The 17137-nt window shown below is 67.9% G+C and carries 11 protein-coding genes and 1 tRNA gene; 5 read left to right on the top strand and 7 right to left on the bottom strand.

Annotated features, from left to right (window positions below; genetic code table 11):
* Window positions 1-198 precede the first annotated feature (198 nt).
* Window positions 199-281, top strand: a tRNA-Leu gene (locus ADK67_RS32840).
* Window positions 282-286: 5 nt separating this feature from the next.
* Here the strand turns inward: ADK67_RS32840 and ADK67_RS32835 are convergent.
* Entirely contained in the window at window positions 287-1714 is a 1428-nt protein-coding gene (locus ADK67_RS32835; RefSeq protein ID WP_231648452.1) for a recombinase family protein, read from the bottom strand.
* 435 nt (window positions 1715-2149) lie between these two features.
* Between ADK67_RS32835 and ADK67_RS32830 the strand changes: the two genes are divergently transcribed.
* Window positions 2150-2986, top strand: coding sequence for a hypothetical protein (locus tag ADK67_RS32830; protein ID WP_053720440.1), 837 nt, complete (start codon window positions 2150-2152; stop codon window positions 2984-2986).
* Window positions 2987-3289: 303 nt separating this feature from the next.
* On the opposite strand, the gene ADK67_RS32820 is transcribed toward ADK67_RS32830, so the two are convergent.
* Complete coding sequence (locus ADK67_RS32820) at window positions 3290-4732, bottom strand: recombinase family protein (protein WP_157621029.1); 1443 nt, start codon at window positions 4730-4732, stop codon at window positions 3290-3292.
* 256 nt (window positions 4733-4988) lie between these two features.
* On the opposite strand from ADK67_RS32820, the gene ADK67_RS49565 reads away from it, so the two are divergent.
* Window positions 4989-5231, top strand: coding sequence for a helix-turn-helix transcriptional regulator (locus ADK67_RS49565; protein ID WP_082404181.1), 243 nt, complete (start codon window positions 4989-4991; stop codon window positions 5229-5231).
* Window positions 5232-5859: 628 nt separating this feature from the next.
* Here the strand turns inward: ADK67_RS49565 and ADK67_RS32815 are convergent.
* On the bottom strand, window positions 5860-10002 hold the full coding sequence (locus ADK67_RS32815; protein WP_053720438.1) for a hypothetical protein: 4143 nt from the start codon (window positions 10000-10002) through the stop codon (window positions 5860-5862).
* A 92-nt stretch (window positions 10003-10094) separates the two neighbouring features.
* Window positions 10095-11702: a recombinase family protein gene (locus tag ADK67_RS32810; protein WP_231648451.1), complete on the bottom strand. Its 1608-nt coding sequence runs from the start codon at window positions 11700-11702 to the stop codon at window positions 10095-10097.
* A gap of 245 nt (window positions 11703-11947) precedes the next feature.
* Here ADK67_RS32810 and ADK67_RS32805 point away from each other — a divergent pair, with 245 nt between their 5' ends.
* A complete protein-coding gene (locus tag ADK67_RS32805; protein WP_053720436.1) occupies window positions 11948-12292 on the top strand; it encodes a hypothetical protein in 345 nt (114 codons plus the stop codon).
* A gap of 92 nt (window positions 12293-12384) precedes the next feature.
* On the opposite strand, the gene ADK67_RS32800 is transcribed toward ADK67_RS32805, so the two are convergent.
* Window positions 12385-12579, bottom strand: a complete 195-nt coding sequence (locus tag ADK67_RS32800) for a hypothetical protein (protein ID WP_053720435.1) — start codon at window positions 12577-12579, stop codon at window positions 12385-12387.
* A gap of 686 nt (window positions 12580-13265) precedes the next feature.
* On the opposite strand from ADK67_RS32800, the gene ADK67_RS32795 reads away from it, so the two are divergent.
* Window positions 13266-13985 carry an MIP/aquaporin family protein gene (locus ADK67_RS32795; RefSeq protein ID WP_053720434.1) on the top strand — a complete coding sequence of 240 codons (720 nt, stop codon included), beginning with the start codon at window positions 13266-13268 and terminating at the stop codon, window positions 13983-13985.
* A gap of 878 nt (window positions 13986-14863) precedes the next feature.
* Here the strand turns inward: ADK67_RS32795 and ADK67_RS32790 are convergent.
* A complete protein-coding gene (locus tag ADK67_RS32790; protein ID WP_157621027.1) occupies window positions 14864-16228 on the bottom strand; it encodes a carboxypeptidase-like regulatory domain-containing protein in 1365 nt (454 codons plus the stop codon).
* Window positions 16229-16643: 415 nt separating this feature from the next.
* Entirely contained in the window at window positions 16644-17129 is a 486-nt protein-coding gene (locus tag ADK67_RS32785) for a DUF6653 family protein (protein ID WP_053720432.1), read from the bottom strand.
* Window positions 17130-17137: the final 8 nt, after the last annotated feature.

Genomic DNA, 17137 nt, shown 5'->3' with positions numbered 1-17137 from the left:
CACCGGCCCCCAGAACCACCCGCCCAACCCACCTACCGCCACCCGACCGAGTGACCCCACCAACCCGACCCACAGCCACCCCACCGAACCTTCACCCCTCTGACCAGCAAAAACCCCAACCGCCCACCAACCACCCACCCCGATTTGGACCACGGAAGACGATCATGTAATCTATGCCCACACCACGGCGAGAGCCGAGTCCGGGTGGCGGAATGGCAGACGCGCTAGCTTGAGGTGCTAGTCCCCGCAAGGGGGTGGGGGTTCAAGTCCCCCCTCGGACACATTGTTACCACACGGGGTCGTTCTCCAATGCGGAGAACGACCCCGTGTGGTTTTCGCTGTCCCAGGTGAACGCCGTCAGCTGTCCCTTGATGTCGACCTTGTCGGCGTGGCAGACGGCCACTGCCTGGTTCGCGCGGATCCGGTCCGCCACGGTGCGTGGGCTCGCGGCGGCGGGCAGGTGCAGGGCGCGGCCGATTCTGGTGATCAGGTGATCCTCGCGGAGGTAGAGGATCGCCGGCCGGTCGTCGGTGCGGGGTCCGGTGTGGCCGTGGCGGCAGCGATAGCCGGGACGGCTGTGGATCCAGTGCGATTCCATGCGTCGGTCGCAGATACCACAGCGCAGCACACCGGCGAACAGGTACTCACGGACCTCGCCTGACCCGGTGGCACGGCGAGTGCGCAGCCGCTGCACGGCCACGAAGTCACGTTCGCTCACCAGCGGGGTGTGGGCACGCTGTCGGGAGACGACCCACCGGTCGGCAGGGTTGCGCTTGACCACGCGCCGGCGTCGGCGGTCGGACGGGGTGGTGTGGTCGTGGTCGACGCCCTGCCGGTTCCACACCTGCCAGCCGGTGTAGCGCGGGTTCTGCAGGATCACCGTGACCGTCTCGACGGTCCACCGGCGGCGGATCCGGTGGGTGTTGCGCTCCGCGTCGTGCGCGGCCGGGCACGGGACGCCGCGCTCGTTGAGGTCTCGGACCAGGCTGTCGACGCTGCGGCCGGTCAGACGTTCGGCGAACAGCCACCGCACCACCGGAGCCGTCTCCGGGTCGACCTCCAAGCGATAGGTCATCCGGCCGCGGCGGGCGTCCGCGAGGCGCGGGTGCGCACCGGACTCCACCAGCCGATAGCCGTAGGGCGCCCGTCCGCCCAGGAAGCGTCCCTCCAGGGTCTGCACGCGCATGGAGGCCATCGCGCGGTGCCGAGCTCGTGCGACCTCACGCAGGGACTGGGCTCCCAACATGTCGATCAGCGCCTGGTGCTTGGCGCTGTCCGGCTCCAGCCGGCCACCGGCCTCGGGCAGCCACACCTGCACGCCGTAACGGCGGAACAGCGCCAGCAGTCGCGGCAGCTGGTCACCGGCGAACGCCCGCTCGTACTCCCCCACGATGATCGCGTCGAACCCCCGGTCCGGATCACGCAGCGCCGCCAACAGCTCCGCGGCCGCAGGACGGTCACGCCACGCGCCACGACGCGACTGTCCGGCGTCGAAGAACACCCTCACGATGTGCCCGTGCCCGGCGATCACCTCCCAGGCCACTTCCAACTGCCACGCCTTCGAGGTCTCCGGATCCTGGTGCTCGATCGTCGAGGTACGACCGTAGAAGGCGAACCGCAGACCTCCCGCAGGCTCGGGACACCGACCACGATTCCCCTGCGACGCACCCTCCTGTCGCCCCATCCACGCCATCAGGATGTCCCGACCCGTCATCACGCCACCCCATTGCCGATCCGACACCATGACAAGGTCATGATCATTTCACGGTGGTCCTGGCCGGTCTGCGCAGTGCTTCCGCGCGTCGGCGTACCGGTGCGGGGGTCTGCTGCACGAGTCGGCGTGGGTGTCGCTGGGATTTAGCTCTAATCGATATTGAAGCTTCCGAGTTCCTCGACATGCCGCGACGTTCACTCTTCCGGGTGGGGATCCGCGACCCTGCGGTACGCGGGAACGGGCGAGGCATCGGCAGAGGATGCAGGGTGCCACGAGCATGAGCTGCGCGTCGTCGGTGGCCCATGCCGGACAGGGATCCGCTGCGCTCACGATGATGCGAGTGTTCGTGCCTACCGGCGAGTGGTGGCCCTGGTTACAGTCGCGGTCGGCCGCATCGGACAACCGCGGATCCGGTAACGGTGGGAAGGCGCGTGGATGAGCACGGACGAAGGTACGACCGCGCGGGGCGAGCTCAGCGCCGAGCAGGAGGAGGACCTGGTCGAGGCGATGCTGCGCCACCAGGTCGGCATCGACCCCCACCACGTCGGCACCGTGCTGGACGTCGCCGCTGTCGGGTTGGTCAACAGCGCCTGGCGCAACAGCCCCGTGGAGGACTGGCACGCCGGCGACGGACCCCTGAGCGACGGAAACATGCTGCGGATCAACTCCCACACCACCCACCGGGTCCGCGACATGATCCGACGCTGGCGCACCGACTGCGGCATCGACGCCCACTCCCGCACCACCGAACTCGACGAACTCGACATCGCGGCCGTCGACTGGCTCGTCGGCAGGCTGTGCCGCTGGCTGATCGACCCAGTCCGCAAGCTGCCCACCGGGGTCACACTGGCCGACCTCGCCGGCGACGACCTCGACGAGTTCACCGACCACGTCACCGCGACCCTCGGCGGCGTGGCCAACCTGGCCGAGGACCACAGCACCCACTACGCCTTCCGGCGCGTCGCAGCCCACGGCGGACTCGCCTGCCGCCACTGGTGGGGAACCCCGACCTGGCCAGGACTCGTCGACCGCTTCGTGAACGCTCTGGACGACCCGACCGACCCACACTGGGGACAGGACGGACAGAGGTACTCCCGGCTACCTCCGCGCCCACGCCGGATCAAGGACAGCGCCGGACTGCGGCGACTGCGGCTACGGCACCCCTGGAAACTGGACGAGACCTCGGCGAACTACCTTGTCACCGCAGGCATCGGCTACCTACGCGACCCTGTACCGCCACTGACCACGACACCCACGACAGGTGAGGGTTGACGGCCGAACCGGGGTCGCGGTGTGGGGTAGGGCTGCGTCATGCCGTGGGTCTGCCCAGCGCCACCGATGCTGCCCCATCGACCTTCCGGTTCCTGATACGCGCGGACTCGGGATACAACCGGTCACCGACCTCGAAGTCACCGATGTCGGTACGGATCGTCCTCGCGGTCGCCTGGGCCAGCCCCTTCGGCAACGCGATCCGGGCCTGCCAGTCGCCTGGTTGCGCTGACACCCACTCGGTGCACAGCACGACCTCGTCCCGGGCTCGGATGCCGCGTCACGCCGCCCGTAACCAACTCGTGGTCAGGCCGGTTTCCGCAGTCGTCCGCGGGACCGACGCTGCACGCCGGTACCGGGGCATGCCCGATCGGTTCGCTCGCGCAGTTCGATTGCCCGCCGTGAGCAGACGACGCCGATTCCCGCCGCTGCGAGAAACGCCGCAACCTCATCGCCGGTCGATGGAAGCGGCTGACCCTGCTCAGCCGCGACCACAACGATTCGCTCCAACAGACGATCCTCGCGCCAGTACAGCAAAGCGGGCGCACCGAGCAGCCGCGGACGGGCGCTGGTGTAGCCGTGGCGGCACCGGTAGCCAGGACGGCCGTGCACCCAGTGCGAGTCCATCCGCCTGCCGCACGCCCCGCACACCAGCAACCCCGCCAGCAGGTACCGCCGCTCACCGCCGTCGCCGTTCGGACGCCGGGCACGCACCTTCTGCACCTGCGTGAACTCCCGCATGCCCACCAACGGCGTGTGCGCGACATCGAAGGAGATCGCCCAGTCCTCCGGCAGGTTCGGGAACTGGCCGGGCCGCCCGGTGCGCGGGTCGACCTCGTCACGGTCGTTCGCCATCCGGTTCCACACCTGCCGACCGGTGTACCGCGGGTTCTCCAGGATCGTGGCCACGGTCGGCGCACCCCAGCCCTCCCCCGACCGATGCCGGTTCCGCCCCGGATCGGCCGCAGACGGACACGGCACAGCCCGCTCGTTGAGCAGGCGGGCGATGCCGGCCACCGACATCCCCTCCCGCCGACGCGCGAAGATCCACTTCACGTGCAGGGCGGTCCGCGGGTCCGGTGCCAGCTTCCACGCCCGCCGACCCCACCGCGCATCCGCCCGGTTCGGGTGAGGTCCGGCGTCGACCAGCATGTACCCGTAGGGCGGCCGACCGCCCAGATAGCGGCCGAGCTCGGCCTGGACCTTCATCGACCGCAACGACCGGTTCCGCGCCCGGATCACCTCACGCTGCGACTGCGCCCCCAGAAACCGCATCAACCGGCGGTGCTCACCGACCTCCAGGTCCACCGCACCGGCGACCTCCGGCAACCACACCTGCACCCCGGCCGCACGCAACAGCGGCACCATCTCGTCGAACTGACGGCCGTAAAACGCCCGCTCGTACTCCCCCACCACCACCGCGTCGAACCCCCGGTCCGGATCGACCAACGCCTCCAGCAACCGGGCACCTTCCGGCCGGTTGGACCACCTGCGGCGGCGCGACACACCCTCGTCGAAGAACTCCGCCACGATCAACCCGTGACCTGCGACCAGCAGCTCCGACATCTCGAGCTGCCACAACCTCGAGGTGTGCCGATCCTGATGCTCCGAAGTCGACATCCGACCGTAGAACGCGAACCTCAGCCCCAGGTGCACGTACGGGTCCTGCGAGCGTTTCCGCTCGCCTCTGTGCTGCTTGACCTGTAACCAGCCGTCGAGCAGATCCTGGTCGGTACTGGACGTGGTCATCGCGATCGCCTTCACCGTGGAGGAACGGGACGACCTGCGGGACCGCTCCACGCCACCACACTGACGTCGAACCACCCACGCATCACCCGCACAGAGCAGCAGGTACACCCGAACATCCCATCACCGCCGCCGAGGACAGCAGGTGTCAGACCCTGCCTGTTCCCACCAGACGCCCGTTTCACCTGGAGCGGTCCAGCGCGATGGCGACGAGCCGGTCTCCTCAGCGGGATCATGCCCGAAGCGCCAGGCTGCCCACATGGCCGCGTCGAACCATGCGCACCTCGCGGAGAACCGGACACAATTCGGCCACCGCATCGCAGCTCTGCGGCTGCAATACGGCTGGACACAGGAACAACTGGCCGAGGCCAGTGGATTCGACCGCAAGACCGTCAACCGCATCGAGAACGGCAGGCACTCACCCAGCCTCGACCGCGTCTTCATACTCGCCGACGCACTTGGCGTACAGCCGCTCGAACTTTTCCAACGATCCACACTGTGACCTCAATCGAGCCAGATGTCGGCCGGTTGTACATGCCCGCCACAGGTCGACCGGACTGGGGCACGGCCAATGGGCGGTGCAGCTGGGCGACGGAACTCGAGGTCACCACCCAGGTACTCCCGGCGGCCGGTCGGGCACTCCAACAGCACCAGTCCAAGGGCGTAGATGTCGGCAGCCTGGCATAACACCGCCTCATGATTCGAGGGGATTGACAGGTCGCACTTCTTATCTGCCGCCGAGAGACCCGTTCCCCGTCTCAGGCCCTACCGGCCGTCACCAACGTCATGACCCAAAACACGAACTTCCCTCAGGTTGGGGACGCGTCCGGAGAACTCGGGGCACCTCAGTTCGACGATTGTGGGGCAACTTCCGGTCGGGGCAGCACGGCTGGTCATGCTGTGTCAAACCGAGCTCGCCGCAGACTGCGACCGCACCCACGAGCGCTTCGAGCCCGTGTGCTTCGCACGCCTTCAAACTGCGTGGATGGTTTTGTCGGCAGGCACAGGGTCGTGGTGTTGACGTTGTGGCCGCCGGGAACTCGTACAGGCTACTCATCCCGCAGGCGACGACCCGCCTGCACGCGACCGGCGACACGACCGGTCAAGGCGAGTGAGACGGGGCGGCTTGTCTACAGCAGCCACAGTTGGATGTCCTGAAGCGTTCGAACCAGTTCGTCCATGCCGTCGGCTCCGATGATTCGCGGCAGGAACGGAGCTGCGGATTCGAGCGACGAGAGCAGGCTGTGCATGTGCGTCTCGCGCCGCAGCACGTCGATCAGCGCGGCGTCGGCCTCAGGGGTCCTGATAGCACCGACCGACACCAAGAGTTCTTCTCCCGGGTCGCGGTCCCCGTACGGTCGCGCCACACCGCACTCGGCGAAGCTGATGATCGCCCGGTCGTAAAGTCGAGGGATGTCCCTGCTGCTGGTGTAGTAACCGACCGGCCTGTGTGCAGCCACAGCGCGAAGTCCTTCGGCCGTAAGGTCGGAACGGCCGGATGCGTGAGCCAGTGCGAGTAGGACCAGGGCCTTCAGAGTGGCGTCGTCGAACCGTCGTGCGTGGTGAAGGGCGCGGTCGAACGTTGCGCCCCCCAGGTGTTCAGTCAGGTCCACCAAGGCTTGGGCCCGTTCCACACTGTTCTCGATCGAGATGATCTCGTCCAGCACTTGGTCCATTGTCAGGGGAAACGCCGGGTGGTCCACCAACCGGTTGAGGGTTAACGCGACATCAGAAGGCGTGCCGGGATCCGCTCTCGTGCTCACCACTCGTGTCACCTGTTCGGGGAGCAACACCTTGGCAAGGGTGGCGAGCACGATGTGGCGAGGGGTCGACAAGCACTGGTCGGCGGCGTCCAGAGCAAGATCGGTATAGCGGGTGCGGGGCTCGCCCGAGAGGTGCCTGGCAAGTACTGCCAGTGCGAGACCCCTGTCGTAGAGGTGCGGGACGCTGCTCGCGAGCTGCGCGGCATGTTCCGGGTCACGCAGTTTGCTGGCGTGGCGAATCAGGGGACCTACGTCACCTTCGCTCACCAGACGAAGGATTCTCTCGACATCTTGTGCGGGACCATTCGGTCCGCCGTTCTGCGTGGTCGTTTCCTTGGGCAATGCCTGAACCTTGGCGTTCGTGTGATGAGCCAAGGCTCGTTCTGTTGACGTGATGGACGGCAGGTCGTACTCACTGCTCAAGGACGCCGCCAGTGCCTCTTCGATCAGTTCGGGGCGGCGTTCGGCCGGAGCGGGCTTGATCAGAAACGCCAGCGCTCGGGCACGGCCTTTGGAAGTGGCGCGGATCAAGCTCAGAGCTCGATCGAGGACGGCGTCCTTGATGTCGGGTGAGGCCTTCGCCACGACGGCGCGGATGATTTGTTCCCCGGCTGTCCGGTGCCACATCCGATGGGCTCGCTCGATGAGGCCCAGCAGTAGCTCCACTGGCCTGGGCGGCAGGTGGGCAAGCAAACCTTCGAGCTCTTCCTCCAGATACATGTCCTGTGCCAACGCCTCGATCATGCTGAAATATGCACGAATTCTTACGGCGGGGCTAACCTGTCCGACAAGAGCCGAGATGGCTCCAACCCGATCGAACTGATCGGTGAATTTTATCGCTGTGTCCACGGCGCGAACCGCCATCGATGGCGTCAAATGAGGGGCGAGTCGCGCCAGACCATTAGATCGATCTGTTTCCCGCGGACTTGCCATCACCGCATCAAAAGCTTCATCGACCGCCCCGAAACCGAGTACAACGCCCGCGCACAACCTTTCCACTTCGTCGAATGTTTCGGTGATCTCAAGTGCATCTTTGAGGACGTGGTTCAGCCTTACGGGCAGCCGGGAGGAGAGTGCTACGAGGATCTCGAACCGAGTCCATTCGTCCAGATCGGGAACTTTTGTCACGAATATCCCGGTTGGGTCGATCAGGTCTTCGTGGACATGACGGGCCAGGTGGCGCATTCGCTCACGGTGACCAGGACGGTCGCAATTATGCACGATGTCTATGATCAGAGTTTTCCGCAGTTCTAGCTGCTGAGAAAGGGAGAGCCTAGGAAGGAGCGCGAGTTCTACAGCCAGGCGATGATCGGCCTTGCGCATCTGTAGAGCATGAGCTAGTGCGCGCCCCACCAAATCGTCCGATAAATATGGCACCAGAGCTTTTAGAACTTCTGCGGTAACCCAGTCCGCGTCCCACGAGAGAACCGCGTCCAGAGCATCCGACATTCTTTCCTGTGGCAGCAGAGGCGCGAGTGCACCAAAGGTCAGCGGCGCGCGACGGGCGTTGGCGATGACCCGTTCGAGAGGCCAGATCCCGCGCTCGAGCAGCGCCGCGAGCAGTTCGCCCGGGAACGAGTACCCATTAATGTCAACCGCGGCTGCGATCAACCGATAACGCAGTTCCAAAGCCGCCGTCGGCGCCGCTTTTGCAGCGATGTGAACGTCCCGCAAGAATTCAGTGGGATCGTTGACCTGGGCTTTCAGCCAAACATTTTCCGTTTGCCCGCTACCGGTTCTGCGCGTCAGACTCAGGAGACGGTGCAGGCGAGGGAAGCGATCGGCTTCGCGGAAATGGAAAGCCAGATGGCGCAACGCGTAGCCGTCGTCCACATTCGCTGCAGACGGGTCCGCCACCAGGAGGTCGAACATGGCCGCGTAGTGGTCGGCGATCCGCCGGTGGGCCGCCTTCGCCTCCTCGGCGAGTGTCTCGGACCACGACCGCGCCGTGTCGCCCGCATCCGGCGCGAACGTCCCGGTGAGGAACTCGCGCAGGCTCGCATGCAGAATCGCGAACTTGCGGGGCAACTCGGTTGAAGCGGCGAGGAAGGGACGCAGAGTATCGTCGCACCAGCGCCGTGCCGACGTCTCGGCCACACCGGCCAGCGTGGCGGCGGTCGACACGTGAACCGGTTCGCCCGCGACCGCCAAGGTGGTCAGGAACGTGCGAAGACCGGGTTCGGTCCAGCGTTCCAGGTGCGTCGCGTAGTAGGAGCCGAGATCTGCCGGCAGGGTGCGCAGGTCGTCCGCCCCACGTTGCCCGTGACGGATCTCTGCCAGCACGTAATGCAGGTAGACCCACACCCCGCCACAGCGCTCGGCCAACGCCCTGGTGAAGTCGGTGCTGGAGATCCCCACCTCCGCGAGCTTCGCCGCCAGATCGTCCTGTTCGACCATTCGATCCAGGTGCGCGGCCAGATCATCGCGGTTGCGGGGGTCGTCGGCGTCGATGCGGAGCACGGTTGACGGTGCGTCGACGTGGCCGGGCGGGCGACCAGTGCGGTAGGTGCCGACGACGAAAACCCCTTCGGGCAGGAGACGGGGAAGTCCCCACGGGAGAAGCCCTTCCACCTTTTCCGCCTCGTCCGCGCCGTCCACCACCAGGACGATCGGGCGGTCCGAGAGCCCAGCAGCCTCGGTGAGGAGCGTCTCGAAGTCCTCTGGAGTGACGGCGCCCACCGGCTGAGGGAGTCTGTGGACCATCGCGAATTGACTCGCCAGGTTGCCCAGCGCAATTGCCGAAACCTCACCCCTCGTGTAGTGGGCGAAGTGGGACAACCACTTTTTCTCCCTGACCAGGTGCGCGGCCAATGTGGTCTTGCCCATGCCCGCCTCGGCTTCAATCCACACGAAACCGCTGGTTCGCGTGGCGATGAACTCCTCGATCCGCGCCACCAGCCACTCCCGCCCAGTGAAGCCGTCGGCCAGCACACGGGTGAAGACAGGCTGCGGATCCTTGGCCCCGCTAGCGCTCGCCAGCTCGGGTAACAACCGCGGATCCAAACCCAGCAGCCGGAACGCCACTTCGACCAGGTCACGGCCCGCGAGCGCGTGCGCCAGTCGGTTGCCGTCGAATACCTCTAGTTCGACGTCGCCGTACTTTTCGCGGACCTCTGCCTGCAGTTCATGCACTCGAGCCACCGCCAAGTCTGCGGTGAGGAAGGCATACACGACTTCTACCTGGTTTCCCGCCATGACTTTTTCGACGTCGGAGCGGATTTTGCCCACCAGGCTCTTCTCCTGAGTGGTGCACACGCCGACCGCCCTGCCCCTTAGGACGAGTCCTTCGGCGGTCCTTTCCCACGATACATAGGACTCGAAGTCTCGGCCCTGGTCACCACCAGCCGCCACCGGTCCCGTCGCCGGGACGAAGTGGCCGCCGAGCCGCATGTTAGCGAAAGCGAGACAGAGCTCCTCGAACGCATGGAACCTGTTCATGATGCCCAGGCGTTTCAGCTCATGGCTAATCAGGGACTCGGCTGTGTGGCTGACGGACTCGTGTCGCGGCACCCAAGCAGCGTAACGAGGCGCTCGCACCGCTGTGGTCCGTTCGCGCCTGAGCGGTGGGATCAGCTCTCGGGGAGCCCTCATCGTCGGAGCGGTCACGAAGAGGGCGTGCAAGCGTCCTCAAAGGCACGTAGCAGGTGCACTTCCAAGCTCTGCGCGGAGTCGTCGATCCAGCACTGGGCCGCGTCGCGGGATGCCGCGCAGTTGATCCTGGAGACCCTGTCAGCCAGCCCGGCTGAGACGCCGGCTGGCGCAGTGCCTCCACTGCGGCTTCGGTTAATACGGCTGCCTTGGCCAGGTCCTGCGCCTTGTAGCTGGCTCGGCAACGCAGCCCTATTTCGGACGTCCCCGCCGTCGCACACGACGCGCAGACCTGCGGACCGCAGCAGGTCCGGTATGTCACCGACCCGCACACTCCCGCTGTCGTCGGTGGTCAACGCGGTCGCGATCGCTGCCAGCAGGCGGTCCTCCCGCCAGTACAGGATCTTCGGCGCACCCGGAGCCGGGACCTGGGCGGTGGTGCGGCCGTGCCGGCACCGGTAACTCGCCCGACCGTGCACCCAGTTCGAATCCATCCGCCGCCCGCAGATCCCGCAGACCACCAACCCCGCCAACAGATACACGCGGCTGCCACCGTCGCCAGTCGGACGCGCCGCCCGCACCTCCTGCACCGCGGCGAACGTCCTCGTACCCACCAACGGCGTGTGCGCCAACGATACGGAGACCGCCCACTGGTCCGCCTCGTTCGGCCGCTGCCCCGGACGCCCGGACCCCGGGGTGACCTTGGCACGGTCGTTGACGACCCGGTTCCACACCTGCCTGCCGGTGTAGCGCGGATTCCCCAGGATCGCCGCCACCGTCTGCACGCTCCACGCGCTGTCCGACCGATGCCGGTTGCGGTCCAGGTCGGACCCCGATGGACTGGGCACGGCGCGTTCGTTGAGCATGCGGGCGATCCCGGCGATGCTGCACCCGGCCGACCGACGCTCGAAGATCCACTCCACGTGCGGCGCGGTCGCCGCGTCCGGCTCCAGCTTCTGCAACCGCCGCCCCCACTTCGCGTGCACCCGATTCGGATGCGGCCCGCCGTCGACAAGCCGGGACCCGTACGGCGGCCGACCGCCCAGATACCTGCCCTGGTCACACGTCTGGGCCCGCATCGCCTGGATCACCCGGTTCCGGGTCCGCATCACCTCGCGCTCCGACTGCGCACCCAGCACCTTCATCAGCGTGGAATGGGCGTCATCGGTGAAGTCGACCCGGCCGCCTGCCTCCGGTAACCAGACCTGCACCCCGGACTCCTCGAACACCGGCACCAGGTCCTCGAACTGCCGCCCGCAGAACGCGCGCTCGTACTCCCCCACCACGATCGCGTCGAACCCGCGGTCCGGGTCGGCCAGCAAGGTCAACAACCTCGCCGTGGCGGGCCGCTTGTGCCACGCGCGCGTCCGCGAACAGCCCTCGTCGAAGAACGAGTCCACGATCACCCCCTGCCCGTCGACCAACCGCTCGGCGATCTCCAGCTGCCAGAACCGCGACGCCCGCCGATCCTGGTACCCGCTGGTCGACATCCGCCCGTAGAACACAAACCGCAACCCGTGATGAACATGCGGGTCGCGCGAACGTCGCCGCTCCACCTTCTGCTGCTTGGTCCGCAGCCAACCGTCGAACAACGCCTGGCCCTCATCGGGCATCGAGATCATCACAGCCACCTTCATCAGCGAGGAATTGAGACGACACCGGGACCGACCGCCACGACGACCATGACGTCCGACAACCCCTCCGACACCCGAAGAGCGCAACTGACAGACCCGAATGACGCACCTACAGTGGATGACACAGCGATGCTTCACGACCGTGGGCACCGGGGCTGGACGAGCCGCTGTCGGACGATCCCGACGGCGCGGCACGGATCGCCGGCCCGGGCCGGGGCGGTAACCTGTGCGGCATGGCCGAGCCCGAGAACCTGGAGTCCCGCGTCGCCGAACTGGAGGCCCGCGTCGAGGAACTGGCCAGCCTGGTGCGCGCGACCGCCCAGGACGCCGCCGCCGCACGGATCCTGGCCGGCGGCGCGGACCGGGACGTCTCCGAGTTCCGCGGCGAGATCCGCGACTTCCGCCAAGCCACGACCTCCAGCTTCAACGCCATGCGCGAAGACCTGACCGACCTCGGCACCAAGGTCGGCGACGGGTTCACCGAGATGCGCGGCAAGTTCGACGCCCTCGCCACCGGACAACAGACCGTCGTCGACCTGCTGACCAAACTCGCCAGCCCCGACGACCAGAACAACTGATCGACACCAACCGGGCCATGTCCTCCGGTCGGTCAACCCAGCTCGCCCGACCGTGGAACGATGATCGGGAACGAATACGTGCCGGCAATCGATCAGGTCCTGTGCCGCCCGGCCATCGGATCGCCCCGACGGTCCGGCAAGTCCTGCACGCCGCAGGCGTCGCCCCACTCCACCACCTGGGGCCTGCGCGAGGCCAGGGCGGCGGTCGTGCCCGCGCCACCGTGGTGGACCATCGCACTGGTGCTCGGGAACAGCCAGTCGTGTGGGGCCTGGTCGATGACCAGCACGTGCGACGCCGTGGATCGTATCGTCGTCAGCGACCAGCAGCAGCGGACTGTGCAGCCTGGCCATCGTGGCGGTGCATTCGATCACCATCGCGTCACCGGACGCCCTCGGTAGTTCGTGGCGTTTCTCCTTGGATGGCAGCATCTCCTTGATCATGCGGCCCGCCAGCTTGTCCACGCACGCCTCGGCGTCACCACGTTCGCCGTGCACCCGCGCCAGCGACGGATCCTCCTGCGCGTAGCCGGGACGATGAACGCAGCACCGGCGATCCGGGCAGCACGGTCACCCAGGCGGTTGTCGGCGTCGACCACGACGACTCGGGGCTGGCGCTGCTCGGCTGCAGAGGCTGAGTGGTCGGAATCAGGTGGTTCCAGCTCGAGGGGACATCGCCGAGGTATCGGAGCAGCTCGCGACGGCGTACACCGAACTCAGGCAGAAGACCCGGGCTCGAAGAGCGTGACGCAGGTGTGCAGGACCGCGGTGCGGTCGGCGAACCGGTCGAGGACCGCGGACAAGGGCGACGGCGACGGCGAGTGGCGCGCCCACCTTCCGGGGGCGGGCAGATTGCGAATCTCGGTTCTTACCGTCGGCTTACGAGTGTGTGCGCACCGTAGCTGTCCGTGTCGGGCCGGTCCTAGCGTTCGTTCGCCGCCGCCGACACATCACCCCCAGGACAGGACGTGTTGCAGTGAACATCCCCTTGTCCCGCAGGCTGCTGGCCGAGATGGCCGGCACTGCCGTTTTGTGTCTGTTCGGTATCGGAGCCGCCGTGGCGGTCGCGGCGGCAGGGGCCGGTGGGGCCGGGCTGTTGATCGTGGCGTTGGCGCACGGGCTCGCGCTGGCGGTGGCGATCTACGCGTTCGGCCCGGTGTCGGGCGGTCATTTCAACCCGACGGTGAGCATCGCGCTGGCCGCGCGTGGCCACTTCGCCTGGCGGGATGTACCGGCATACGTCCTGGCGCAGCTGGCGGGTGGCGTTCTCGGCGCCGCGCTCGTCTACGCGGCGTACACCGACGCAGCGGTCGACTCCGGTCTGGGTGCGACCACCTTCACGGCCGGTGTCGCCCCGGCCTTGATCGCCGAGGCCGCGGGGGCGTTCATCCTGGTGATCGCGGTCTTCGCGTTGGCGGTCGCCCCGACCGCACCGCGCGGTCTGCACGGGCTGGGCATCGGCCTTGCCCTGGCTGTGCAGATCATGGTGTTCGGACCGCTCACCGGCGCGTCGGTGAACCTGGCGCGAACCCTCGGCCCGGACGTCGTGCTGTCCGTGGCCGGTGGGACTGTCCCGTGGTGGCAGTTGGCCGTCTACCTGATCGGCCCGGTGGTCGGTGGCCTCGCGGCGGCGTTCCTGTTCCGCACGGTCCGCCGGACCGCGGCACAACCGACAGCCGTTGCCGAACGGAACTGACGTGCCCGACCAGCCGCCGCCCGAGCGCCTGCGCGCCATCGCCGACGCCCACACCTCTTGTGCCGAGACGGCCGGGACGGCTGGATGGCGGGTTGAGGAAGTCCACGTGCGTCTCGACGGCCACGAGTGGCAAGGGCCGCTGAACCGCGCAAGCGGCACGCGGACAGCAGCGGAGTTCTGACCACGTCGGCTATCAGCCTCAACCGGTCCAGCCTTGCCGAACCGGCAGCCGGGTTGGATTTCGCTACGGAGTCGCCTACATCGCGTCCCAGCCATGCTTCATCGGACCGTTCTCCGCCCTCGTCGGCACCGCGTCGGGCGGCGCCGACGAGGGCCAGGGAATCCGGCTTATGAACAGCGGCCCGCCGCGGTGCATGCGCGGCTCGACGAGCAGTACCCGGCGATCGAGGCCCGGGCAAAGGCCGAGGGCGCGGCGATCGTGTGGGTCGACTATTGCGGACTGCGCTCCGACGCCGCCCAACCCGGTCGTTCCTTGGCGTCGAAGGGCAGGATCCCGGTGGTGCGGGTGACAGGGAGGCGACTTCGGGTCAACGTCATGTCCGCGATCGCCTCCCGCGGGACGCTTGGTTCACCGTGTCCACCGACCGCTTCACCGCACCGGTGTCCACCCGCCTTCCTCGATCGCATCGCCCACCCCACTGGAAGGTCCGCTTGATCGCCGACCGGCACCCGGTGCACCGCAGCAAGGCGGTCCGCGCCCGGCTGGAGACCGACACCGACCGACGACTCATCGTCGAAGACGATCTCCTCAACGTTCTCAAGCACGCACCCACGCCGTTCACGGGAGAACACGACGGCGGCACACTACGTACCGGCAGTTCGTTCCGTGTCAGCACGGCACGGTGGGCGCGGACTGGTCAGCAGGACAGCGTGAAGTCCTGCCGGATGATCCGACCCGCGGTGACGGTGACGGCCCTGACCTGCGGCGCGCAGCCGGCGGCGGTCACGATGAAGTCGTAGGTCCCCACCGGAAGCGCGACGATCTCGTAGTGGCCGAAGCTGTTGCGCACCGGGACCGAGCCGCTGGACGGTCCGGTCCACGAGATGACAGCCCCGGCGTGGTTGGTGCCACCGACGACGGTCGCGGTGCCGGCCGAGGCGGCGTGCTGGATCTGCGCCACCGAAGGACTGCCGCCGCTGGTGGCACCCACGGCCCACAGGTCGTCGGGCCCGCCGGCCGTGATGTCCTCCAGCACACCGCGCGGCGCGGGCACGCGGGCCCACCCGGTGCCGTCGAAGTGCAGCAGGCCATCGTTCAGCGAGATCGCCCAGACGTCGTCCGGTGCGACGGCGTGGACGCCCCGCACGTCGACGCCGGGGGTGGCGAAGGTGGTCCACCCGGCGCCGTTCCAGCGCTGGACCTCGCCGAAGGTGCACACGCGCTCGCCGCAGCCGTACACGGTGCGGCCGACGGCCCACGCCTCGGTGGGCCCGAGCACGGCGACGCCGGCGAGGTCGAGGCGCCTGCCCGCCACCGGTGCCGCCGGCCGGGCCGGCCTCCACGACGAGCCGTCGAAGTGGCACGCGGTGTTCGCGCCGACCGCCCAGACGTCGTCGGCCGAGGACGCCGACACCGCCCGCAGCCCGGCGCCGCACGGGTGGTCGACCGCCCGCCAGCCGGTGCCGTCGAAGTGCAGCAGGATCGACGCCCGCCCGCCACCGGACAGGCTGCCGTCGAGTTCGCCCACGGCCCAGACGTCGTCGGACGCGACTGCAGCCACGCCGAGCAGACGGTTGTTGTCGTCGGGGAAGCCGCGATTCGGGCTCGGCACCGCGGTCCAGTCCCGCCCGTTCCAATGCAGCGCCACGGTCCGCTGTCCGGTCACCGTGTTCGCGTTCGGGGCCGTCGCGACGCCGACCGCCCACACGTCGTCCGGGCCGGTCCCGTCGACGGCGCCGAGCTGCGCGACCCGTCCGCCGGGCAGCGCCGGTGGCGTGACCTGGCTCCAGGACCGCCCGTCCCAGCGTTGCAGCAGTGTGCGGTGCTCCTGACCGCCTCCCGCCGCACGACCCAGTGCCGATCCGACCGCCCACGCCGCGTCGGGCGACGCGGCGTACACGCCGGCCAGCCGGTTGGTGAACTCGCCCACCGCGGGGGCGGCCACGACCTCCCACGACGGCAGCCCCGCGATGTCCCGGGTCTGCGCCCCGGCCGGCGCTCCCACCGAGAGGAGCACCACCACACCGGCACCGCCCGCCAGCCGCCGCGTTAATCGTCGCACCACGTTCCCGACCTCCTCAGGACGACCTGTTCCTCACAGACCGTCATGAAATTACGGATTCCGCGCTCAGCGGCACGAGTGTCACCGGCCTTACGAAGGTGTAACGGCCGAAGGGGTCGTAGCGTGGGAGTAGTGGTCCTTTCAAGGTCGTGGATGAGCCCGGGGTGGGTCGGGAGTCATCCCAGCAGCTCGCGAGTCGAGGTGTTCCAGGCCGCGCTGTCGGTGGCGAGGTGGCTGGCTGTCGGCGTACACCCGCGAACAGTGAGTCCAGCTCGCCGACGCCGCGGCCGCACGCTGCACCCGGTTGACCAGCCCGTGCCTCACCGCGCTGCGCGAACGGAACGCACGTCGGTCCGCCAGCCATCGGGGACCGGTTCGCGTGTCCGCCGTACGCGCCCAGGGAGGTGTGAGCTAATTAGTGGTCGGTTCGTCGCTGCTCGGCACGTTCCCACAACCAGCCGAACCGGTCGATGCGCCACAGCTGCGCCACGATCACCAGCGCCGCGCCGAACGCTGTCGGCCACACGTCGAGCCGGACCAGTCCCCACACCACGAGAGCGAAGCCGGTGAGCCCGAGCACGACCAGGATTCGCAGCACGGCACGGTGATCCGGCGGTACCAGCGACTTGTCCTGCACCCACGCCCGCTCGCCGTAGATGCCACGTGCCGCCCAACTGCGCGGCTCAACGGGCCGGAACGCCGTCGGGTTGACGAACAGCCAGATGATCACCGCCGCGATCGGCAGCAGGCACCACCAGCCGATCCAGGTGCGGCTCCAGATCGCGGCCAGCATCAGCGGGATCGCCGCGAAGCGGGTCCACACGCTCCACGGGTTCGCGTGCCGCCGCCACGCCTCGTCGTCCATGCGAAACGCCCGCGCGACCGCGTTCTTTACGTCCATCGTGATGG

This window comes from Saccharothrix sp. NRRL B-16348, assembly GCF_001280085.1.
Classification (GTDB): Bacteria; Actinomycetota; Actinomycetes; order Mycobacteriales; family Pseudonocardiaceae; genus Actinosynnema.
This window is presented reverse-complemented; position numbering and strand designations above follow the sequence as displayed.